23 protein-coding genes, 1 pseudogene and 1 riboswitch are annotated in these 21,307 nt (G+C 34.9%); of the genes and pseudogenes, 12 read left to right on the top strand and 12 right to left on the bottom strand.

Annotated features, from left to right (window positions below; all coding sequences use genetic code 11):
* Positions 1–2 precede the first annotated feature (2 nt).
* Genes PSR14_RS01090 through PSR14_RS01105 form a run of 4 tightly spaced genes read left to right on the top strand, consistent with a single transcriptional unit; the run spans position 3 to position 4,347 of the window.
* Positions 3–1,007, top strand: a complete 1,005-nt coding sequence (locus PSR14_RS01090; RefSeq protein WP_000501542.1) for an ABC transporter permease — start codon at positions 3–5, stop codon at positions 1,005–1,007.
* Entirely contained in the window at positions 964–1,974 is a 1,011-nt protein-coding gene (locus PSR14_RS01095) for an ABC transporter ATP-binding protein (protein ID WP_000531236.1), read from the top strand. The genes PSR14_RS01090 and PSR14_RS01095 overlap by 44 nt, the downstream gene beginning before the upstream one ends.
* Complete coding sequence (locus PSR14_RS01100) at positions 1,971–2,744, top strand: ABC transporter ATP-binding protein (protein ID WP_000205670.1); 774 nt, start codon at positions 1,971–1,973, stop codon at positions 2,742–2,744. The genes PSR14_RS01095 and PSR14_RS01100 overlap by 4 nt, the downstream gene beginning before the upstream one ends.
* Positions 2,745–2,757: 13 nt before the next feature.
* A complete protein-coding gene (locus PSR14_RS01105) occupies positions 2,758–4,347 on the top strand; it encodes a peptide ABC transporter substrate-binding protein (protein ID WP_000714093.1) in 1,590 nt (529 codons plus the stop codon).
* Between the two features lie 29 nt (positions 4,348–4,376).
* Here PSR14_RS01105 and PSR14_RS01110 read toward each other — a convergent pair whose 3' ends face one another.
* Complete coding sequence (locus PSR14_RS01110; protein ID WP_001259643.1) at positions 4,377–4,844, bottom strand: YusW family protein; 468 nt, start codon at positions 4,842–4,844, stop codon at positions 4,377–4,379.
* A 173-nt stretch (positions 4,845–5,017) separates the two neighbouring features.
* Between PSR14_RS01110 and PSR14_RS01115 the strand changes: the two genes are divergently transcribed.
* From PSR14_RS01115 to PSR14_RS01125, 3 genes are read left to right on the top strand one after another with little or no spacing between them, the layout of a single operon-like run.
* On the top strand, positions 5,018–5,917 hold the full coding sequence (locus PSR14_RS01115) for a helix-turn-helix transcriptional regulator (RefSeq protein WP_000544210.1): 900 nt from the start codon (positions 5,018–5,020) through the stop codon (positions 5,915–5,917).
* An 18-nt stretch (positions 5,918–5,935) separates the two neighbouring features.
* Positions 5,936–6,127 carry a hypothetical protein gene (locus PSR14_RS01120; RefSeq protein WP_000922544.1) on the top strand — a complete coding sequence of 64 codons (192 nt, stop codon included), beginning with the start codon at positions 5,936–5,938 and terminating at the stop codon, positions 6,125–6,127.
* Positions 6,124–6,474 (top strand): hypothetical protein, encoded by a 351-nt coding sequence (locus PSR14_RS01125; protein ID WP_000156940.1) that lies wholly within the window; start codon positions 6,124–6,126, stop codon positions 6,472–6,474. The genes PSR14_RS01120 and PSR14_RS01125 overlap by 4 nt, the downstream gene beginning before the upstream one ends.
* Positions 6,475–6,518: 44 nt before the next feature.
* Here the strand turns inward: PSR14_RS01125 and PSR14_RS01130 are convergent, their stop codons facing one another.
* From PSR14_RS01130 to modA, 7 genes are all read right to left on the bottom strand, one after another.
* Positions 6,519–8,159 (bottom strand): peptide ABC transporter substrate-binding protein, encoded by a 1,641-nt coding sequence (locus PSR14_RS01130; RefSeq protein ID WP_000731078.1) that lies wholly within the window; start codon positions 8,157–8,159, stop codon positions 6,519–6,521.
* A 387-nt stretch (positions 8,160–8,546) separates the two neighbouring features.
* Positions 8,547–10,187, bottom strand: a complete 1,641-nt coding sequence (locus tag PSR14_RS01135) for a peptide ABC transporter substrate-binding protein (RefSeq protein WP_000726476.1) — start codon at positions 10,185–10,187, stop codon at positions 8,547–8,549.
* Positions 10,188–10,319: 132 nt separating this feature from the next.
* A riboswitch (SAM riboswitch) is annotated at positions 10,320–10,426 on the bottom strand.
* A 151-nt stretch (positions 10,427–10,577) separates the two neighbouring features.
* Positions 10,578–11,411, bottom strand: coding sequence for an aldo/keto reductase (locus PSR14_RS01140; protein ID WP_001054822.1), 834 nt, complete (start codon positions 11,409–11,411; stop codon positions 10,578–10,580).
* Position 11,412: 1 nt separating this feature from the next.
* On the bottom strand, positions 11,413–12,216 hold the full coding sequence (gene proC / locus PSR14_RS01145; protein WP_000956262.1) for a pyrroline-5-carboxylate reductase: 804 nt from the start codon (positions 12,214–12,216) through the stop codon (positions 11,413–11,415).
* Between the two features lie 212 nt (positions 12,217–12,428).
* Entirely contained in the window at positions 12,429–13,280 is an 852-nt protein-coding gene (locus PSR14_RS01150; RefSeq protein ID WP_000353544.1) for a GRP family sugar transporter, read from the bottom strand.
* Positions 13,281–13,581: 301 nt separating this feature from the next.
* Positions 13,582–14,256: a molybdate ABC transporter permease subunit gene (gene modB / locus PSR14_RS01155; RefSeq protein ID WP_001996525.1), complete on the bottom strand. Its 675-nt coding sequence runs from the start codon at positions 14,254–14,256 to the stop codon at positions 13,582–13,584.
* A gap of 5 nt (positions 14,257–14,261) precedes the next feature.
* Positions 14,262–15,068 (bottom strand): molybdate ABC transporter substrate-binding protein, encoded by an 807-nt coding sequence (gene modA, locus PSR14_RS01160; protein ID WP_001032220.1) that lies wholly within the window; start codon positions 15,066–15,068, stop codon positions 14,262–14,264.
* A gap of 133 nt (positions 15,069–15,201) precedes the next feature.
* Here modA and PSR14_RS01165 point away from each other — a divergent pair.
* A pseudogene (locus PSR14_RS01165) lies at positions 15,202–16,137 on the top strand (substrate-binding domain-containing protein); the annotation flags it as partial.
* A 69-nt stretch (positions 16,138–16,206) separates the two neighbouring features.
* Here the strand turns inward: PSR14_RS01165 and PSR14_RS01170 are convergent.
* Both PSR14_RS01170 and PSR14_RS01175 read right to left on the bottom strand, forming a co-directional pair.
* The gene (locus PSR14_RS01170; protein WP_001060016.1) at positions 16,207–16,308 is read right to left on the bottom strand and encodes a DUF3948 family protein; all 102 of its coding nucleotides are present in this window, start codon (positions 16,306–16,308) and stop codon (positions 16,207–16,209) included.
* Positions 16,309–16,563: 255 nt separating this feature from the next.
* Complete coding sequence (locus PSR14_RS01175) at positions 16,564–17,430, bottom strand: LysR family transcriptional regulator (protein ID WP_000423059.1); 867 nt, start codon at positions 17,428–17,430, stop codon at positions 16,564–16,566.
* Positions 17,431–17,557: 127 nt separating this feature from the next.
* Here PSR14_RS01175 and PSR14_RS01180 point away from each other — a divergent pair, with 127 nt between their 5' ends.
* Both PSR14_RS01180 and PSR14_RS01185 read left to right on the top strand, forming a co-directional pair.
* Positions 17,558–18,526 (top strand): DMT family transporter, encoded by a 969-nt coding sequence (locus PSR14_RS01180; protein WP_113732510.1) that lies wholly within the window; start codon positions 17,558–17,560, stop codon positions 18,524–18,526.
* A gap of 21 nt (positions 18,527–18,547) precedes the next feature.
* On the top strand, positions 18,548–18,688 hold the full coding sequence (locus PSR14_RS01185) for a YrzO family protein (RefSeq protein ID WP_000894066.1): 141 nt from the start codon (positions 18,548–18,550) through the stop codon (positions 18,686–18,688).
* Between the two features lie 60 nt (positions 18,689–18,748).
* Here PSR14_RS01185 and PSR14_RS01190 read toward each other — a convergent pair whose 3' ends face one another.
* Positions 18,749–18,844 (bottom strand): DUF3948 family protein, encoded by a 96-nt coding sequence (locus PSR14_RS01190; RefSeq protein ID WP_001060007.1) that lies wholly within the window; start codon positions 18,842–18,844, stop codon positions 18,749–18,751.
* A 337-nt stretch (positions 18,845–19,181) separates the two neighbouring features.
* Here PSR14_RS01190 and PSR14_RS01195 point away from each other — a divergent pair, with 337 nt between their 5' ends.
* Positions 19,182–19,787 carry a 1-acyl-sn-glycerol-3-phosphate acyltransferase gene (locus tag PSR14_RS01195; RefSeq protein ID WP_000277774.1) on the top strand — a complete coding sequence of 202 codons (606 nt, stop codon included), beginning with the start codon at positions 19,182–19,184 and terminating at the stop codon, positions 19,785–19,787.
* 73 nt (positions 19,788–19,860) lie between these two features.
* Here PSR14_RS01195 and PSR14_RS01200 read toward each other — a convergent pair whose 3' ends face one another.
* On the bottom strand, positions 19,861–19,956 hold the full coding sequence (locus PSR14_RS01200) for a DUF3948 family protein (RefSeq protein WP_001060001.1): 96 nt from the start codon (positions 19,954–19,956) through the stop codon (positions 19,861–19,863).
* 305 nt (positions 19,957–20,261) lie between these two features.
* On the opposite strand from PSR14_RS01200, the gene PSR14_RS01205 reads away from it, so the two are divergent.
* Entirely contained in the window at positions 20,262–21,239 is a 978-nt protein-coding gene (locus PSR14_RS01205) for a LacI family DNA-binding transcriptional regulator (RefSeq protein WP_061130860.1), read from the top strand.
* Positions 21,240–21,307 lie beyond the last annotated feature (68 nt).

Below are 21,307 nucleotides of genomic sequence, written 5' to 3' on the forward strand. Positions count from 1 at the left end.
AAATGGGTGCTTATGAAATTAATAAACAGTTATTGACAAATGAAGAGAAAAAAGAATTAACGATAAATAAAGATCAGCAAGCAATTAGCAGAAAAAAAGAAGTGTTCCGTAAGTTTGTATCAAATCCAATCGCAGTTCTAGGAACGGTGACATTGTTACTCATTATTATTTTTTCTCTTATCGGTGAAAGTTTAACCACTTTCACTGCGAGTGAACAAGTAAAAGAGGCGACAAATTTACCACCTAGTAGTGAGCATTGGTTCGGAACAGATGATTTGGGAAGAGATATTTGGGCGCGTACTTGGGCTGGTGGGAAGATTTCGTTAGTAGTTGGATTAGTAGCAGCTGTTCTTGATATAGGACTTGGTGTGCTAATTGGAGGATTTAGTGGATATGTGAGAGGGCGTAATCGCCTTGGAACGTTAATAGATGAGTGGATTGTACGAGGGATTGAAATATTATACGGTATTCCATATTTATTAATTGTAATTTTATTACTAATCATTATGAAACCAGGACTTTTTACAATTATTATCGCCCTTGCATTAACAGGTTGGATTGGTATGGCACGTCTCGTTAGGGCGCAAGTCTTATCTTTAAAGCAAAGAGAATTTGTTATTGCAGCGGAGCGATTAGGTACATCACATATGAAAATTATATACGGACATATCATTCCGAACTTAACAGGTATTATTATCGTAAATTTATCATTTACAATTCCAGCAGCTATTTTTTCAGAATCATTTTTAAGCTTCATTGGACTCGGGGTACAATCACCAGCAGCAAGCTGGGGGACAATGACGAATGATGCGCTTGGGACATTATTAAGCGGAGAATGGTGGCAACTTTTCTTCCCATCACTAATGATTGCGCTTATTATGTTCGCATTTAATGCAATTGGTGATGGTTTGCAAGATGCAATTGATCCGAAAATCGTAAAACGGAATCGAAAGGAGAAACGACATGGGACAGCTTTTATCTTTAGAAAACGTAACGTTAGCCGTTGAAAAAGAGAATAGTAAGCAAGCAATTGTGAAACATGTTTCCTTTTCTATTAACGAAGGTGAAATTGTTGCACTTGTAGGAGAGAGTGGTTCAGGGAAAAGTGTTACAGCACAAGCTATTATCGGCTTAAATCAAGAATCAATTCAAATTGATGATGGAAATATATCTTTCGAATCAAAGGCATTAACTAAGTTACAAGAATCAGAATGGAATCAAATTCGTGGGAAAGATATTTCTTTTATCTTTCAAGATCCGCTTTCATCTTTGAATCCAACGATGAAGGTGGGAAGGCAAATTACAGAAGTGATTTTGCAGCACGAAAAGAAATCGAAAAAAGAGGCAAAAGAAATTGCAATTAACTTATTAAATGATTTAGGAATACATGAAGCAGAGAAACGCTTTGAACAGTACCCACATCAATTAAGCGGAGGTATGAGGCAACGTATTTGTTTAGCAATCGCATTTGCTTGCCACCCAAAACTCGTTATTGCGGATGAACCTACGACAGCATTAGATGTAACAATTCAAAAGCAAATTATGGAGTTATTAAAGGAAAGAAAGGAAAAGCAAAATACGAGTATTTTACTAATTACGCACGATTTAGCACTTGTACGTGAAGTAGCGGATCGAGTAGTTGTGATGTATGGAGGACGTGTTGTTGAAAAAGGAACGATAGAGGAAGTGATAGGTTCTCCTAAACATCCATACACAAAAAGCTTATTACAAGCAATTCCCAATATGGATGATTCCGAAAAAGTATTACGTGCAATAGAAGGGACGACACCTTCCATTGAGACGTTAAATAGCTTTGGTTGTCCTTTTGTAAATCGTTGTCCAGTAGCGATAAAAGAATGTATTCATCGTTTCCCAGAGAGAACAACATATTCTGGGGAGCATAGTTCACATTGCTGGCAACATGTTCTGGAGCATAATAAAGCGAAATCAAAAGAGAAGGTGAATGCCTCATGACGACAGATTTAATTACTGTAAAGCAAGTAACGAAAACGTATGGAAGTAAAAATAAAGAAATCGCAGCGTTAAAAGACATATCGCTTGCGATCCCGAAAGGCACAACGCTTGGCATTATTGGAGAAAGTGGTTCAGGAAAAACAACACTTGGTAAGCTCATAGCTGGGATTGAGAGCCCAACGTCTGGTGAAATTGAATATAACAATCAAGTCGTTCACAAGTTGAAGGCAGCTCATAAACGTGATTTCTTACAGAAAGTACAGTTTATTTTTCAAGATTCCACAGCAGCATTAAATCCGCGCTGGAAAGTACGCGATAGCGTAACGGAAGGTTATATTTCATTCGGTTTAGGTGATAAAGGATTAAAGGATAAAGTAGCAGGTGATGCGCTAGAACGTGTGGGATTAGATAGACGATATATCGATCGCTATCCGCACGAATTTAGCGGAGGGCAACGTCAACGTATTGCTATTGCAAGAGCTTTATTATGTGAGCCAGAAGTATTGATTCTTGATGAACCAATTTCAGCGTTAGATGTTTCACTTCAAATTCAAGTTGTACATCTGTTGCAAAAAATTCAAAAGGAACAAGGCTATACATATTTATTTATCGCGCATGATTTGCCAATGGTTCACTATTTATGTGAAAAAGTGGCTGTCTTATATAAAGGAGAACTTGTTGAATTTGGAAATACGGATGAAGTATTCCGTAATCCACAACATTCTTATACAAAAACATTATTAGCATCTACACCAAAAATTTCAGGTTAAAGGGGAATGGAAGATGAAGAAGTTTTTATTATTTGTCATTATGACCGTATTAGCAATTACTTCTGTCGCTTGCGGTAAGAAAGATACTTCAAAAGCAAGTGCTAGTAAAGGAGACCGTTTTGTAACGAATCTCGGTAGTGATCCTTACACGTTAGATTCAGCGATTTCAACAGATAATAACTCTAATTATGTAATTGAGCACTTATTTGCAACTTTGTATAGACAGACAACAGATGGGAAGTTTGAAAAGGATTTAGTAGAGAAAGAGGAAGCTGGGGCAGATGGAAAAGAGTATACATTCTATTTGAAAAAAGGATTGAAATGGTCTGATGGTTCTCCATTAACAGCAAAAGATTTTGAATTTGCTTGGAAGAGAATATTAAATCCTAAAACGGGTTCTATGAATGCAACTGAACTCTATTTCATTAAAGGTGGAGAAGCATTTAATACGGGGAAAGGTGCAGAAGATGCAGTAGGAATTCAAGCAGTAGATGATGTAACTTTAAAGCTACAATTTGAACATCCGGTAACATCTATTAAGCGAACATTAGCCCAGTCGTTATATATTCCACTTAATAAAAAATCTATTGACGAAAAAGGTAAACTAAAAGTAGATCCAAAAGAATTAATTACAAATGGTCCTTTCACATTGAAAGAATGGAAGCATAATCAAGCGATTATTTTAGAAAAAAATAAAGAATTCCATGATAAAAAAGTAGCATCAAAAGAAATCGAATTCCGTATTATTCCTGAAGGTAAAACAGCGTATCAATTATATAAATCTGGAGAATTAGATTTATTATCTAACATACCAACGGATTTAGTTGAAAAAGAACAAAACAATAAAGAGTTTAAAAAAATGCAAGACTACTCAACTCATATTTACTCATTTAATTCAGAGAAACCACCATTTACAAATGCTAAAATTCGTAAAGCCTTTGCATTAGCTGTAGATCGTAAGTTTATCGTAGAGAAAATATTAAAGAATAATGCAAAAGAAGCATATGGATTTGTTCCAGAAGGAGCAAAAACAGAAGGTGGTCGTGACTTCCGTAAAGAGAAGGGTGATTATTTTAAATATGATCCTGCGGTAGCTAAGAATCTATTAGAAGAAGGAATGAAGGAAGAAGGATGGACTACACTTCCAGAAGTAACGGTGAAATATTCAGATAAGAAAAAAATAGCTGAAACACTTCAAGAAATGTTTAAGAAAAATCTTGGTGTAGACGTAAAGATAGAAGGTAAAGAGTGGAAAAGTTATATTGATATGTACAAACAAAGTGACTTCCAAATCGCATATATGGGATGGGGAGGATCTACATTAGATCCAGCTGCTCAATTAGAAATTTATGCAGGTGATGGACCAAATAACTATGCGAAATGGTTTAATAAAGACTTTGATAATTTAATTAATCAAGCAAAATTAGAACAAGATGAAAATAAACGCTTTGACTTATTACATCAAGCAGAAGATATTATGTTTACAGAATATCCTTTAATCCCACTTGTATTCCCAACAGACTCTTATTTACAAAAGTCATCTGTATCTGGATTAGAATACTACGTAGGATCTCAACCAAGTTTGCGATATGCTAAAAAATAAAATAAAGAAGTAGGCAACTGCCTACTTCTTTATTTTATTTCTCTTTTATATTCTTTTTTCGTTCCATCAGAGAAGACAACTTCTAAATCAAATTTTTGATAGTCTTTATCAAGTTTGAACACGTTCACTACTTGATCGATTACTTCTTGGTCAGCAGTATCTTTATCAAATTTTAATTCTTGTAGAAGTGGGCTTAATTTTGTGATAGCCTCGTCTCCTGTTAATTTTACATCTGCTTTATGATCTTCAATTTTTGCTTCCATTTTCTTATCAGCTGCTACATTTTTATAGTCTGCTTCGTAGTCTTTCTTTGTATCTTGGTAGTCTGCCTTTAAATCGAATTCATTGAAGTTTAGTTTTAAATCTGCAGGAGCCTCGTTTTTTGCTTCTTCAGTCGTCTTTTTATTAGAAGTTGTATCTTCTTTTGCAGGAGCTTTACATCCTGTTAATGCAGGTACTAGCATAAGAGCTAATAAAACTGATAGTAGAGTTCTCATTATAAATTCCTCCTTATGTAAATTCGTTCTATACAAGTTTTTCCCAAAATCATGTAATTATGTATGTGTTAAAAATAAATTATTATTCTGTAGTCATAAGGGCTAATCCGCAATTTAAATCAAAAACGATTTGTATGTATATGGTAAATTGAAGTTGTGAGGGAGGGACTAAAATGCATGAAGAGTATAAAGAGATAATAAAAAAATCAATTGAATATATAGAGAATCACTTACATGAGGAGCTTACAACAGAAAGAGTGGCATCTTACAGTGCAGTATCGATGTACCATTTTCATCGTATCTTTCAAAGATATGTTGGGATGAGTGTAACGGATTATATTCGAAAGAGAAGGTTAACTCATGCTGCGCAAACTTTAGTATCGACTGAAAGAGCAGTTATTGATATTGCAATGCAATATGGTTTTTCCTCACAAGAGGCATTTACGAGAGCTTTTAAAAGAATGTTTCAATTGCCACCAAAGAAATATCGAAAGTACTTCCAGTCATTTTATATAGAAAGAGAGGGTGTTTCAATGCAAAAAGGTATACCGAAAGGATGGATCTTAAGTGGAAGTCATCCTGCTGAATATGAGATGGGTTTAGATTATGAAGTTGTCCATCAAGGGAAAGTATCTGCATACATAAAAGCAAAAGAGAATGTTACGCACGGAGGATTTTCAACATTAATGCAAATGTTCCGAGCAGATAAATATGTAGGGAAGAGATTACGTTTTACAGCATTTGTTAAGAGTGAAAATGTAAGAGATTGGGCAGGATTGTGGATGCGAGTAGATGGAAAAGAGACAGAACCGCTTGCTATGGATAATATGCAAAATCGTCCCATTAAAAATACGAATAATTGGCAATCGTACTCAGTTGTATTAGATATAAAAGAAGGAGCGCTTGGTATTGCATTTGGTGTTTTATTATCAGGAGAAGGTTATGTGTGGCTAGATAGTATTCGATTTGATGAAGTAGATGAAAAAATTCCTACAACAGATTTGGCAGAGAACTTTTATGAAACACTCTTAGAAGAACCGGTGAATCTACAATTTGAAGAAGTAGAAAAATAAAAAACAAGGAGAAAAGATATGCTCAAATATGTAAAACTAATAAGTATTAGTTTAGTAATATCGTCTTGCATTATGGGAATTAACTATTTAGTTAGCTATATTTGGTCAGGGCATACACCTTCTTTGACATGGAGAACATATTTGATGTTTTTGTTTATATTTATGATGAGTTTTAGTTCAATGCAAAAAGAAGGGGAAGAGGATTATTGACAATAGTTTTCTTCGCATTTCTTTCATTAACACAAATGTTTCTAACTGTGTTTGGAAACGCAGGTATGATTTTTAATATTATCTCACTATCGTTACAACTTGTAAGTTCCGGTGTAATTGTCCCACATGAAATGCTTTCTAAAACATATCAAACAATCGGCGGATTATTTCCTGCAACATATGCAGCGAATGGCTATTATACAATAATATTTGGAGGAGTTAGTTTAGAGAGAAATATTATTTCATTATTAGTTATTGTATTGGTTACACAATCAGTAGCAGTGATGACTTTAGCTATAAAAGGAATGGTAAAGGGAAGAAGAAGCTCTGTAGTTAAAGAAGCATAAAATAAAAAGGTATCCTCGGTGGGATACCTTTTTATTAGCACTTATTATTTTGCAACTTCTGTCCACTTGTAGTTAAACTCACCACCGAAGTCAGTTGTTACAAGTCCTTTAATGAAAGAGCGTTGTAAGTAAGAACGACCTTGTTGGTATAAAGGAGCGACAGCACCGTCTTGTAATAGAATTTTTTCAGCTTGCTTCATTGCTTCCCAGCGAGCTTTTTCATCACCAGCTAAATCTGTTTTTACTTTATGAATTAGCTCATCGTACTCTTTGTTAGAGTATTTATCGAAGTTGTAAGCACTATCTGTTGTAAATAAATCTAAGAATGTAATTGGATCAGCGAAGTCAGGGCCCCAGCCATCAATACCGATTTCATAGTCACCACTTAACAGTAGTTTTAACTGTTGTTTACGTGGTTGTGGTTTTAAATTTACTGTTAATCCATCTAAGTTCTTTTCTAGTTCACCTTTTAAATATTCACCAGTCTTTTTAGCTAAAGCATTATCACTTGTTAAGAGTTCAATTGTTACTTTGTCAGTACCCAGTTCTTGCTTCGCTTTTTTCCAGTTTTCTTTCGCTGTTTTCACATCATCTTTCACTAGATTTCCATTTTCTTTACGGAAGTCGTTGCCATCAGGACTTTTTGCAAATTTCGCAGGAACCATTCCTTCAGCTGCAACAGCGCCGTTATTTAAAATTGTTTCTACGTATGCTTTCTTATTCATTGCTCCGTTAATAGCAAGGCGTGCATGTTGATTTTTTAATGTTTCATTTTTTTGATTGAGTCGTAAAAATTGAATGCCAACTTCAGCGCGTTCTTTGAAGTTTGGATCGCCCTTATATTTATCAACAAACTCCGCAGTTAAAGCAACGCGATCAATTTGTCCTGAATCATATAAATTAACTTCTGTAGACTTATCTTTAACGACATTGAAGTTGATTTCTTCTAATTTCACCGTTTTAGCATCCCAATAGTTAGGATTCTTCTTCAGTTGGAAGCTTTGCTCGTGTTTCCAGTTATCTAATGTGAAGGCACCGTTGTAAATTAAATGATTTGTTTCTAAACCGTATTTATCGCCTTGAGACTTTAAGTACTCTTCATTAATTGGTAAGAATGTTGAGAATGTCGTTAAACTTAAGAAGTAGGGAACAGGACGATCTAGTTGTACTTCTAATGTTTTGTCATCAATAGCTTTGACCCCTAGTTGATCAATCGGCAATTGTTTTTGGTTTATTTGTTTCGCATTCTTTATATCGAAGAATAAGAATGCATATTCAGCTGCTGTATCAGGGTTTACGGCACGTTGCCAAGCGAAGACAAAGTCTTTTGCTGTAACAGGAGTACCGTTTGACCATTTTGAATCACGCAGATGGAATGTATATTTCGTTTTATCGGGACTAACGTCAACCGACTCAGCGACACCAGGAATCGGTTTATTATCTTCTCCCATTGCATATAACCCTTCAAAAACATTACGCATTACGTTCATGGATTCCCCATCCGTTGCTTTTGCAACATCCATTGTTGGAATTTCTGAAGCAAATGATAAGTTAATTGCTTGTTTATCAGGTGCTTTATCATTTGCTTTCGCTCCGCTTGCGTTATCTTTATTTCCCCCGCAAGCAGTTAGTAATAGACTTGCCCCTAAAACAGATGCAACAACAGGTACAACTTTTTTCTTCATTGTTCGTTCCTCCCTAAATGTGTTGTTTCGTAACGTCATAATGTCCATGTTTTGAAGTGTATCTATAGAAGAAGAGAAAACCTATTATAAATATGTACATGTAGGTAATCAGGTGTTCTATATGTATATACATGTTGAACTATAATTTATCATTATATGCTTCGACGTAGTAGACGTTATATTATGATGGTGAAATATTTCGTTTCTTTGATTATTTAGAATATTAACACTGGAGAGAACTATATGTCAATAATAAAAATTTGAGCATTAATTTTTTAAAATAATATATTAAAAAAGCGGATTTCCTCTTATTGAGAATCCGCTTTTAATACATTTTTTTAATAAAATAATTACTGTAGATAGAAAAATATCGATTCAGCTTGCCTTTTATTTTTCAATTTGTGCCCATTTGAAGTTTAATTGGCCTGCAAAGTCTACTTGCACAATTCCTTTCACATAAGAACGTTCTAAATAAGATTCGCCTTTTTGGTAAAGGGGAGCGATAACAGAGTCTTTAAATAATATTTTCTCAGATGCTAGTAATGCTTCCCAGCGAGCTTTTTCATCACCAGCTAAAGTCGTTTTCACTTTTTCAATTGTTTCATCGAACTCCTTATTAGAGTAATGATCCAAGTTGTAAGGGTTATTCGTTGTAAACAATTCAAGGAATGTAATTGGATCAGCAAAGTCAGGGCTCCAGCCATCAATACCGATTTCATAGTCACCTTTTAATAAAAGTGAAACTTGTTGTTTACGTGGTTGTGGTTTCACATTTACTGTTAATCCATCTAAATTCTTTTCTAGTTGTCCTTTTAAGAACTCACCTGTTTTCTTATCAAGGTCAGCATCACTCGTTAATAATTCTAATGTAATCTTTTCAGAACCAAGCTCTTGTTTTGCCTTTTTCCATAACTCTTGTGCAGATTTTGTATCAACTTTAGTTAAATCTCCATTTATAGTACGGAAGTCCTTTCCATCAGGCCCTTTTGCAAAGTTTTTTGGAACGAGACCAAAGGTTGGTGTAGAGCCATCATTTAATAACGTATTTACAAAGGATTTTCGATCAATTGTTTGATCAATTGCTTGGCGTGCAGAAACGTTTTGCAGTACTTTGTTTTGTTGATTCATACGTAAAAATTGTACGCCTACGTTCGGGCGTTCTTTAAAGTTTGCATCCTTTTTATATTTATCAACGAAATCAGATGTTAATTTTATACGGTCTAATTGTTTTGATTCGAATAAGTTTACTTCTGTTGATTTTTCTTTTACGACGTTAAAATTGATTTCCTCTAGTTTGACAGTATCTTTATCCCAATAGGTAGGGTTTTTCTTGAATTTAAAGCTTTGTTCATGCTTCCAATCGCTTAGTGTAAAAGCGCCGTTGTACAAGATTGTATTGTCTTCTAAAGCGTACTTATCACCTTGTTTTTTAAAGAATTCCTCGTTAATTGGTAGAAATGTTGGGAACGCTGTTAAGCTAATAAAATAAGGAACAGGACGCTCTAATTCTACCTCAAACGTATGGTCATCAACTGCTTTTACACCAAGTTGGTCGGCTGGAAGTTCTTTGTTGTTAATTTTTGTTGCATTTTTAATATCAAAGAATAGAAATGCATATTCAGAGGCTGTTGCTGGATCGACAGCTCTTTGCCAAGCGAAGACAAAATCTTTCGCTGTAACAGGAGTACCGTTTGACCATTTTGAATCTCGCAGGTGGAATGTGTATTTCGTTTTATCGCCACTTACTTCATGAGATTTTGCAACACCAGGGACAGGTTTATTACCTTCACCAAGGTTATACAAACCTTCAAATACGTTTCTCATTACTTGACCAGAATCAGTATCTGTAGCACGAGCTGTATCCATTGTTCGTATTTCAGTAGGTGAAGATAAGTTTAAAACCTGTTTACTAGGCGCCTCGTCTTTTGCATTTGCTCCGCTTGCTTCGTTTTTATAACTACCGCAACCAGTTAATAAAATACTTACTCCTACAACTGATGCAATACCGGGTACAAACTTCTTTTTCATTTGATTTTCCTCCTAAATAATTAAGTTTGGATGATGATGAGGGAAATGAAAAATAAAAAATCCCTCTTTTCATATTGAGAAAGAGGGATTTTTACGTACAAGTTATGCACCCGTATATAAACGAAGTCCCTCATTCTATCTTTCAAGCTATAAAGCTTGCAGGAAGTGGCACAGTATTCAAAAATGAACCTGCTGCCGAGGTTTCAAAGGGCCAGTCCCTCCACCTCTCTTGATACAATGAGTAAACGAATAAACTTTATTAATTTTTGTGTTTCTTTGATAATTCAAAATCTTACACCTTGGATGATGAAGTGTCAACTGAATGAAATATAGTTTAAATTTTCAGTTTTCTTTAACGAAAAACCACTGCATATGGCAGTGGTTTTTCTACTAGAAGTTAAAGTTATCTGGATCTGGACCAACGCGACGATCTTCATTTAAAGCTTGAATTGCTTTTATATCATCAGCACTTAATTCAAAGTCGAAGATGTTTGCATTTTCAATAATACGATGTTCTTTAATTGATTTGGGAATTGTTACAACTTCGTTTTGTAAATCCCAGCGTAAAATAATTTGCGCAGTTGATTTATTATATTTTTTCGCAATTTCTTGCAACGTTGGATTATCTAGTAGTTGTCCTTGCATTAACGGTGACCAAGCTTCAAGCTGGATATTATGTTCTTTACAGAAATCGTGTAATTCTTCTTGTGCTAAACGTGGGTGGTATTCCACTTGATTGACCATTGGCTTAATTTCAGCAATTTCAAATACGTCTTGTAAGTGGTGAATATGGAAATTACTCACACCGATAGCGCGAACACGGCCATCTTTATAAAGCTTTTCTAACGCTTTCCATGATTCAGTATATTTTCCTTTTACAGGCCAATGTACTAAATATAAATCTAAATATTCTAGACCTAATTTTTCTAATGTAGTTTCAAATGCTTGAAGTGTTGTTTCATATCCTTGATCGCTATTCCATACTTTTGATGTAATAAATAATTCTTCACGTGCAACACCTGATTCACGGATTGCTTGTCCAACGCCTTCTTCGTTTTGATAGATTGCTGCAGTATCAATACTGCGGTAACCATTTTTAATTGCTGATTTTACAGATTCAATTACTTCTGAACCATCTTCTACTTTAAAAACACCTAAACCGAACCAAGGCATTTTTACACCGTTATGTAATGTTGTATAGTCTTTTAAACTTGTTAAATTCATATTATTTCCCCCTAGCTTTTTTGTTTGTTGCTTCTACTGCTTTTTGAATTGCCTCTGAAAAATTATATTCATATAAAGCTTTGAGACCTTCAGCTGTGGAACCACCTGGCGTTGTTACTTGTTCACGGAGGTTAGCTGGATCTTGTGTTTGTTCAAGCATAGAAGCAGAGCCAGAAATCATTTGAATGACAAGGTGTTTTGCGGTTGCTTCATCGACTCCATAACTTTTTGTTGCTTCAATTAAACTTTCAGCAAAGTAATAAAGGAAGGCTGGTGCACTTCCAGTAACTGCAGTAAGTTGATGAACTTCTTCCTCGGTACAAAGTTGCGAAGTACCAATGCCCCCTAAAAGCAATTGCAGGGTTTCTTGATCAGTCTCGTTTACGAATTGTCCCATCGTGTATAAGGAGATAGACTTACCAATTTCAGCAGCTGTATTTGGCATAATCCAAGCAACAGGCGTTCCTTTAGGAAGTCTTTCTTCTAAATAAGATGGGCCGATGCCGGCAGCTACCGTTACGACAAGTTGATTCGATAGTAACGGAGATAACTCTGCTAATAATTCTTCATGTGCAGAAGGCGGCATTGCTAAAACAATCGTATCAACAGATGTAACATGTTGCTTCCAATCTGTTGTAGTAGACACATTATATCGCGCTCGTAATTGATCTAGCTTTTCTACGTTACTTCGGTTAGAAACGATAATCTCTTCGATGTATTCTTTGCTTGTTTTAAGTAATCCGGAAAATATAGCTTCTGCCATACGACCAGCACCAATAAATAGAATTCGATGTTTAGTTAGCATATCCTCTATTCCTTTCTAGTGGAGATATGTTATAAAAAACGATACCATTTTTAAGAGAATTTTGTAAAAAGAAAAGGCTTATTGTGAGAAGGATGAAAATGGAGGGAAGAGGTTTAATACAAATAAGGTTATAAAAATTATTATACTTAAAAAACAGTTGTAATAAAAAATCTCTGAAGCATAACTGCTTCAGAGATTAATAATTTATAAGTTTATGCTTTTGTCATACCAAGTAATACAGCGCCGCCGATAATTAAAACACTACCTAGTGCAATAAAGATCAATTGACGTTTCGTTTTCTTTTCGCCTAAGAAGACAATCGCACCAAATGTTGAGATAACGATTCCAGTTTGAGATAATGGGAAGCTTGTTGCTACTCCGACACGTGGTAATGAAAGAAGTAAGAATAAGTTTCCAGTTCCCCATAGTAAACCAGATAAAGCGTTACGGATTGCATATTTGTTAAATGGTTTATGTTTAGATGTCAGTACAACCGCACCAACAAACATACCAACTGCTTGTGGTAAAATAGCAGACCAACCATCGATGTTATACCAACGAATAATAATTACATATACAAGATAGCCAAAAGTAGAAACAATTAAAGTAAGAAGTCCCTTTTTCAATTGTCCTGGTGGCTGAGCATTTTCTTTATCATCTAATGATGTGAATACAACACCAACTACGATTAATAGGATTGCAATCGTTCCCAGAATGATCGTTGTAGTAGTAGTCCACTCACGGAAAGCGATAACCCCAAAGATAGAAGTTGCAACAAGTTGCATACCAGTAGAAATTGTTACAGTAGTTGAAACGCCTAGTTTTTCAACTGTTTTTAATTGGTTTACTTGTCCTAAAGCCCAGAATAAACCTGAAATAAAACCAACAATCAAGATTGTCATTGTTAAAGCTGGTTGAGTAAATACATACATAATTGTTGCGAAGAATAGAGCACCGATTGTCATACCTACCGTTTGGCTATATGCACCACCGCCCATTTTTACGCTTACTAATAAGATGTTTCCCCATGCAATTGCAGGAAGAAGCGCTAATAAAATGTCCATTACAAGACTCCCTTCGTTTTGCTATACCAATATAATTACATATCGTTCTAACGATCGGTAATGCCCCACTACTAGAGTAGAAGATTACCGATCGCTAAAACAGGATGAAGAATTCAAGATATAAATGCGTTTTCATTTCTTCATTTTTTCAAACACCTCCATATAATAACAGGAAATTGCCTATTTTAGAAAGTAAATTCAAATAGAATGTATATTTAAATAAAATTTAAAATTCAGTTATTTCCCGGTGGTATATTTTTATTTCCTAAGAAATAAAAAAGCAGCTTCAAAAAGAGCTGCCTTAAGAGTTAGTAATTCTTTTATTAATAAGCTGAATACATAGCAAAAATAGGAGGGACATACTAATAGTGATAACTACTAGTGTCCAGGCGAGCTGCATATTACTTGCATCAATCGCCATGTAAATGGCAGTTGGGATAGTCTGTGTTTTACCAGGAATGTTTCCGGCAAACATGAGCGTAGCACCAAACTCACCAAGCGCACGAACAAAGCTCAAAATCATTCCACTTAGTAAGGCAGGAAATGCAAGCGGAAGTGTGACGTGTAGAAAAACTTGATATTCACTTGCACCAAGGTCACGAGCACTTTCTTCAATTTGTACATTCGCGATAGAAAATCCTGTTTTTGCTGATTGGTACATAAGCGGAAATGCAACAACTGTAGAAGCAATGATAGCAGCAGTAGATGTGAACATAATAGATTGCTGAAATATTGATTCTATCCACGTTCCAATAGGACTGTTATTTCCAAAAATGATAATGAGAAAAAAGCCGATTACAGTTGGCGGAAGTACCATTGGTAGTAAGAAAATAGTTTCTAATATTACTTTATATCTCCATGAGGAGCGTGCTAGCGCTCGTCCGATTATCGTTCCTAAAATGGTAACGATAATGGTGGCACATGCAGCTACTCGTAAAGATAGAAAGATTGGTGATAAAATAGTATCAAAGCTCATGGCAATTATGATAGGACTGTAAATCCGTATTTTTTAAAGATAGATTGTGCATCTTTTGACTGCAAATACTCATAAAATGAAGTCGCCTCTTTCTTGTGTTTAGATTCTTTTATAACACCTAAAGGATAGTGAATTGGCTCATGAGAAGTAGCCGCTGCTGTCTCACCAATTTTTACTTTGTTTGAAATAAGAGCATCTGTTTTGTATACAATACCAGCATCAACATTACCTGTTTCTACATATGTTAACACTTGGCGAACATCTTTTGTAAATACGACTTTATTTTGAATGTCATTCCAAAGATTTTCATGTGTGAGAGAAGCTTTTGCGTATTTTCCCGCAGGTACAGATTCAGGTGTACCAAGTGCGATTTTTTTTATTTTTTCATCTTTTAAATCTTGAATTTTTGTAAGAGAACTATCTTTTGGGACGACTAGAACGAGTTCGTTTCCAAGGAGATTTTTCCCCTCTTGTTCATTAATGAATCCTTTTTTAACGAGAGTTTGGAATTTATCTTCGGCTGCTGAGAAGAATAAATCAGCAGGTGCACCTTGTTCGATTTGTTGTTGAAGTGCACCAGAAGCGCCGAAGTTAAAAGAAAGTTTAATATTAGGTTCTTTTTCTTTATATTTTGTTTCAATTTCTTTTAGCGCATCTTGTAAGCTTGCAGCTGCTGATATAGTAAGTTCAACTGTTTTTCCTTCTTTAGCGGTTGATTTCTCTTTCTTCTCTCCGCTTGTACATGCAACACTAAATATAAGAAGAAAAGAAAGGATAAGTGCCCCGATGGATTGTAATGTAAACTTATTCATAAAAAATCCCCTTTCGTTTTGACATAATTAAATATAACTAAATATAACTAAATATAACTAGTTATAATTGAATATAATTTGAACGATGTAGTTATTTTTAAAATATAGGAGAAATATTCTTTTCTTTGTTACAATGAAGAAAGAAAGTGAGGAATCGTCTATGAATCATCATTCCTACACAACGGAAGAAGTAGCGAAGCGATTAAAAGTATCAAAATTAACTGTATACGATTTAATTAAAAAAGGAGAACTGCCTTCTTATAGAATTGGTAGACAGATGCGCATTGATGCAGCAGATTTAGAACAATATATTAAGCAAATGAAAACAGGTAACGTACAAGTTACTTCTGTAAAGAATGACAGTAATAGTATCTCGAATACATGTATTATTAGTGGACAAGAACTAACGTTAGACATGTTGGCAAAACGTATAGAAAATCGCCTGCCAAGTTCAAATATATTAAGGGCATATCAAGGTAGTTTAACGAGCCTAGTAAAAATGTATCAAGGAGAAGGAAGTATCGTTAGCTTGCATTTGTTTGATGGCGAAACGGGTACATATAATGTTCCTTACGTAAAACGTATTTTAGTAGGACAACCATGTACGATGATTAATTTATTAGCAAGGAACGTTGGGTTTTATGTGCAAAAGGGAAATCCAAAAAATATAAAAACATGGGCTGATTTATCTCATTCATCTATACGATTTGTAAATCGAGAAAAAGGTTCTGGTATTAGGGTACTAGTGGATGAACAATTGCGCATTCAAAAGTTAAATAAAGAGAATATTAGTGGATATGAATGGGAAGAGTCGAATCATCTTGGTGTTGCCACGCAAGTCGCGAATGGGAAAGCTGATGTGGGAGTAGGATCAGAAAAGTTTTCGCAAATTGTAAATGTAGACTTTATTCCAATCATGAAAGAGCAGTATGATTTAGTGATTTTGAAGAATAAAGAAAATGAAAAGCTGATCGAAGTTGTAAAAGACATTCTGCAATCGGAAGAATTTCATAATGAACTAAAAGCGATTGGCGGATATGATATGACGAAAACAGGTCAAACTATATATAGAAAAAGCTGCTTGTCTATAAGACGAGCAGCTTTTTCTATATATAGAGGGGTTTGGGGAAACAAAGTGTTAAACAAGACCTTTAGCAAGTGTGTAAATGAAAGCTGTAAGAAGAGTCGCTCCACTTGCAAGTCCGATAAAGTCTGATTTGTTAAATGTAATGTTGTTCATTATAATCTCTCCTTATTTGTTTAATGTAGTTGCAACAGCTTTTGCATCGACAAGTGCGGATAGCACCATGCCCATTATATTTAAAAATTTGTTTGATTTCATTTTGTTCATCATGCGTATCCGCTCCTTTTCGAATTGTTGTTGCCCTGCTTTATGTCTTAATTATAGGAAATATGATCGCCGGCAACTATCGAATTAGCTTACGGAAGACTTACACTTTTGTAAGAAAAAAAGACATTCGTGTAAGAATGTCTTTTAAAGCATATTAATGTGGTGGTGCTCTTCGATTGTTTTTAAAAAGCTACGCATTGAATTTGTCATATAGCTATCCTTGCGGCGTATGAAAACCGTTGAAATACTGCCGTATTTTTCAGGGATTGCATGACAATGTACTTTCCCTGCTTTAGAAAGGTGGTGGACAGCAGACTGTGGTACGAGCGTAATTCCAAGGCCGAGTGCAACACTGTTTAATATAGTCTCTAATATATTAAATTCCATAATTCTTTTTGGTAGCAAACCTTCATCTTTCAGCCATCGTTCTAGTTTGGAACGGTATCCACATCCTTGGTTAAAAACGAGTAAAGGCGTTGTTGTAAATTCTTCTATATGAAAAGCTTTATTTTGTGTTACAAGCATTAATTTCTCTGTACTAACATCGTATTGTTCAATAAGGGGATGTTTTATTGGCCCTGATATAAAAGCACCGTCTAATTGATGATCGAGTACTTCTCTAATTAATTCTTCTGTTAAACCTGCTTGTAATGATAAATCGACGTTCGGATAGCTTTTGTAGTAAGAAGATAAAATGGTAGGTAATGTACTTACTGTTTCGACAGTACCGATTTTTAATATGCCAGAGGGTGTTTCGCTATCTAAAAATACTTGTTTTAGCTCCTCAACATCTTGCAAAATTTTATTAACATAAACGAGCATTTTTCTTCCTTCAGCTGTTAAAGTCATGCCTCGTTTATGACGATAAAAGAGCGGTGTTTTCAGCTCGTTCTCCAGTTGTTTAATACGCGTTGTTACATTTGATTGTACGTAATTTAATTCTTTTGCTGCGCTACTTACACTACCTTGGTCAGCAACGCTCTGGAAGATTTGTAAATCTCTTAATTCCATAATACGATCCTCCTTGATGTTAACTATCATTATAAATGATAGTTAACATCATTTTGAATCATTTTACGTGATATATTTTTTCTTTTACAATTCTCTTTGTGCAAATAGAAAGAAGTGGGGGATTGCGGTGAGAAAAGGTCAAATGATAATAGGCGCTTTAGCGTGTTTAATTGCAAGTATGTCATGGGGAGCAATGTTTCCAGTTGCTGATCATGCGTTAGAATACATAGATCCATTTTACTTTTCGCTTATTCGCTATGGAGCGGTGGCGATAATGCTGATTATATTGTTGTTAATGAAAGAAGGAAAACGGGCATTTCGTTTAGAGGGAAGAGGAAAGTTACTCGTCTTTTTCGGAACGATGGCGTTTACTGTATATAATGTACTTATATTTTTAGGTCAAATGTTAATGGGAAAATCAGGTGTGATGGTAGCCTCCATTATGGAAGCACTTATGCCGATGATTTCTATTTGTATCCTATGGGGATATAAGCGTGTAAAACCGAAAAAGTATATGATAACGAGCATGATTATCGCTTTTATAGGGGCTGTATTTGTTATTACAAAAGGTGATATGAGTTTCTTTTTAACATTGAAAGATAACATGTTTTCGCTAGCATGTATATTTGTTGGAGTTGTGGGCTGGGTTATTTATACGATGGGTGGTCAAACGTGTAGCGATTGGTCAACATTACGTTATTCTACGTTGACGTGTGTATTCGGTACGACTGTTACAGGAATTATAACGATAATTATAACGGCGTTTGGATATGTTTCAGTTCCGAGTATGGGAACGATTTTTATTGTGAAATACGATTTGTTATTTATGATGACATTACCAGGAATAGTAGCGTTACTAGCTTGGAACTATGGTGTGAAAATTTTATCGTCCATTAATGGGATTTTATTTATTAATTTTGTACCAATTACAACCTTAGTTATTATGATGATGCAAGGATATCAAATAACAATGTTTGATATTGTAGGGACTTTACTTGTTATTGCTGCACTTATTCGTAATAATGTTTGTCAGAGGAAAGAAGAAAATATCAACAAGAGAATTTTAGAAGAAGAGCAATTACGTCAAGCTGTTTAATAGGCAATTGGAGGATTTTACATGTTAGAAAGTTTATTGTTTTTCTTTGCCGTCGGAGTTGCTTGTGAGCTTGCAGCAATTAATCGAAATGGTCGTAAGAAGATAAAACAACAAGCTGAAATGATAGAGCTTTTAAAAGAGTTAAAAGAAAGAAACATTTAAAAAGACGACCGGGCATAGACGGTCGTCTTTTTCTATGTAAAGGGGAAAGGGGACACAAAGTTATACAAGCGTAGCAGCGTAAATAAAAGCAGTAAGAAGAAGAGAGCCGCTAGCTAATCCTAAAAAATCTAATTTGTTAAAAGTAATGTTATTCATGATGCATTCTCCTTACTTATTTAATGTAGAAGCAACAGCTTTTGCATCGATAAGAGCGGAAAATACCATGCCCATTGTATTTAAAAGATTGTTCGTTTTCAGCTTGTTCATCATATTGATCCGCTCCTTTTCGAATAATGGTTGCCCTGTTTCTGACTTAATTGTATGAAATATCGCAAGAAGTAACTATCGAATTAGCTTACAAGAAAATTACACTTTTGTAAGAATTGAAATTTAACAATTAATACTCATTTTTATTACCAACTCCTATAACTTAGTGTTATAATTGAGGTAAGAAAATGACTATACTTCGGATGTTCAGAAAGGAACGAAACCAATGTATAAACCAATTACATTTTTGTTGAAATATATATTTAAAACAGCTGGGAAAGTAGAAGTGCAAGGAAGAGAAAAGCTACCAGAAGGTGGCCCGTATGTTGTTGCGTGTACACATACAAGTTTTATGGATGTATTAATGTTAGCTACAGGGATGTACCCAACAGAGATTCATTACATGGCCAAAAAAGAATTATTTGAAGGGAAATTCAAAAATTGGTTCTTTAAAAATGTAAATGCATTCCCTGTAGATCGTGCAAATCCAGGACCGAGTACACTTAAAATTCCATCCCGCTTATTAAAAGAAGGAAAAGTGGTAGGGATTTTCCCAAGTGGAACGAGATCGACAGAAGATGTTTCGTTAAAAGCTGGTGCTGTGACAATTGCGATGCGTTCTAACGTTCCATTAATACCAGCAGCTTATGTTGGTCCATCAAGTGTAAAAGAATTAATAAAGGGGAAAAAGGCACAATTGATTTTTGGAGATCCGATTCAAATTGATGCTGAAGAACAAATAGATCGGAAAACAGCTATGAAAATGATGACAGACCAATTAAATGAGAAGTTTGAGGAGCTAAAGGAAGCTTTGGAATCAAATCAAAAGTAAGAAAAGACGACCGGGCATAGACGGTCGTCTTTTCTATTACTATTTATAATAAAGGGGAAAGGGGACACAAAATTTATACAAGCGTAGTGGCGTAAATAAAAGCAGTAAGAAGAATCGAGCCACTAGCCAGTCCTAAAAAATCTAATTTGTTAAAAGTGATGTTATTCATAATATATTCTCCTTACTTGTTTAATGTAGAAGCAACAGCTTTTGCATCGATAAAAGCGGAAAATACCATGCTCATTGTATTTAAAAAATTGTTTGATTTCATTTTGTTCATCATATAAATCCGCTCCTTTTCGAATAATGGTTGCCCTGTTTCTGACTTAATTGTATGAAAAATAGCAGAGAGTAACTATCGAATTAGCTTACAGGAAAATTACACTTTTGTAAGAAAAACGAATGAAGGTGTAATGATGAGAAGGTTTGACATATGTTCATGGGATTTATTAATTTAAAAGTAGAGGTGAGTGTATGGCTAATATTAAAGATATTGCAAAGATGGCGGGAGTTTCAGTTACGACTGTTTCAAGAGTATTAAATGATCATCCGTATGTAAGTGAAGAAAAAAGGAAAGCGGTTATAGAGATAGTTGAGAAGTTGAATTACTCACAAAACGCAAATGCCGTTCATTTATCAAAAGGGAAAACGAATATTGTTGGTGTAATTTTACCGTATATTAATCATCCATGTTTTGATGCGATGGTGGGCGGGATGATGGAGGTGGCGTTAGCTCATAATTACAGAGTGCTACTTTGCCAAACAAATTATAATAAAAAAGAAGAAATGAAAAGTTTACATATGTTAAAAACAAAACAATTGGATGGTCTTATTATTTGTTCTCGTGCGAATGAATGGGAAACGATAGAGCCGTATGCTTCCTATGGAACAATTGTTGCTTGTGAAGATAATGATATTTCAAATATCTCAAGTGTATATACGAATCATTCAGCAGCTTTTCAATTAGGAATGGATTATTTGATTGAGAAAGGTTATAAAAAAATTGGTTATTGCACGGGAAGAAAGCTAGGACCGAGTAGTCAAAAACGTTTTGATGTGTATAAACAGCAATTGCAATCTATAGATGAAGAAGTGAATGAAGAGTGGATTTTTACAGAATGTTTTACGTTAGAAGATGGTGTGAAAGTGGCTCATAAATTAAAGGAAATGCAGCATCTTCCTGAAGCATTAATAGTAGCAGGAGATGAGGTTGCAATTGGGGTTATGACGGAAGCTGAAAAATTAGGTATTCAAGTTCCTGAAGACTTAGCGATTATTGGATTTGATAACCAACCTATTTCGCAAGTGTTACAACTTACAACTATTGATCAAAATTTAAAGGGAATAGGTAAAAAAGCCTTTGAAATGTTTTATCGGCAAACAAATGCTGAAAGTTCTAAACAAGAAAAGGTGGAAATTCCATATGAACTTGTGGAGCGATCTACAGTGTAGTTTTAGTCCGTTATGTGTATAAGTGCATAACGGATTATTTTTTTGAAATACCTTTGACAGGAAACGCG

The sequence above is a fragment of the Bacillus sp. A01H genome, from assembly GCF_045277205.1.
Lineage (GTDB): Bacteria > Bacillota > Bacilli > Bacillales > Bacillaceae_G > Bacillus_A > Bacillus_A paranthracis.

Coding starts and splice junctions, on each gene's coding strand:
- PSR14_RS01090 (WP_000501542.1), top strand. CDS start 3: ATGGGTGCTTATGAAATTAATAAACAGTTATTGACAAATGAAGAGAAA.
- PSR14_RS01095 (WP_000531236.1), top strand. CDS start 964: ATGGGACAGCTTTTATCTTTAGAAAACGTAACGTTAGCCGTTGAAAAA.
- PSR14_RS01100 (WP_000205670.1), top strand. CDS start 1,971: ATGACGACAGATTTAATTACTGTAAAGCAAGTAACGAAAACGTATGGA.
- PSR14_RS01105 (WP_000714093.1), top strand. CDS start 2,758: ATGAAGAAGTTTTTATTATTTGTCATTATGACCGTATTAGCAATTACT.
- PSR14_RS01110 (WP_001259643.1), bottom strand. CDS start 4,844: ATGAGAACTCTACTATCAGTTTTATTAGCTCTTATGCTAGTACCTGCA.
- PSR14_RS01115 (WP_000544210.1), top strand. CDS start 5,018: ATGCATGAAGAGTATAAAGAGATAATAAAAAAATCAATTGAATATATA.
- PSR14_RS01120 (WP_000922544.1), top strand. CDS start 5,936: ATGCTCAAATATGTAAAACTAATAAGTATTAGTTTAGTAATATCGTCT.
- PSR14_RS01130 (WP_000731078.1), bottom strand. CDS start 8,159: ATGAAGAAAAAAGTTGTACCTGTTGTTGCATCTGTTTTAGGGGCAAGT.
- PSR14_RS01135 (WP_000726476.1), bottom strand. CDS start 10,187: ATGAAAAAGAAGTTTGTACCCGGTATTGCATCAGTTGTAGGAGTAAGT.
- PSR14_RS01140 (WP_001054822.1), bottom strand. CDS start 11,411: ATGAATTTAACAAGTTTAAAAGACTATACAACATTACATAACGGTGTA.
- proC (WP_000956262.1), bottom strand. CDS start 12,216: ATGCTAACTAAACATCGAATTCTATTTATTGGTGCTGGTCGTATGGCA.
- PSR14_RS01150 (WP_000353544.1), bottom strand. CDS start 13,280: ATGGACATTTTATTAGCGCTTCTTCCTGCAATTGCATGGGGAAACATC.
- modB (WP_001996525.1), bottom strand. CDS start 14,256: ATGAGCTTTGATACTATTTTATCACCAATCTTTCTATCTTTACGAGTA.
- modA (WP_001032220.1), bottom strand. CDS start 15,068: ATGAATAAGTTTACATTACAATCCATCGGGGCACTTATCCTTTCTTTT.
- PSR14_RS01170 (WP_001060016.1), bottom strand. CDS start 16,308: ATGAACAACATTACATTTAACAAATCAGACTTTATCGGACTTGCAAGT.
- PSR14_RS01175 (WP_000423059.1), bottom strand. CDS start 17,430: ATGGAATTAAGAGATTTACAAATCTTCCAGAGCGTTGCTGACCAAGGT.
- PSR14_RS01185 (WP_000894066.1), top strand. CDS start 18,548: ATGTTAGAAAGTTTATTGTTTTTCTTTGCCGTCGGAGTTGCTTGTGAG.
- PSR14_RS01190 (WP_001060007.1), bottom strand. CDS start 18,844: ATGAATAACATTACTTTTAACAAATTAGATTTTTTAGGATTAGCTAGC.
- PSR14_RS01195 (WP_000277774.1), top strand. CDS start 19,182: ATGTATAAACCAATTACATTTTTGTTGAAATATATATTTAAAACAGCT.
- PSR14_RS01200 (WP_001060001.1), bottom strand. CDS start 19,956: ATGAATAACATCACTTTTAACAAATTAGATTTTTTAGGACTGGCTAGT.
- PSR14_RS01205 (WP_061130860.1), top strand. CDS start 20,262: ATGGCTAATATTAAAGATATTGCAAAGATGGCGGGAGTTTCAGTTACG.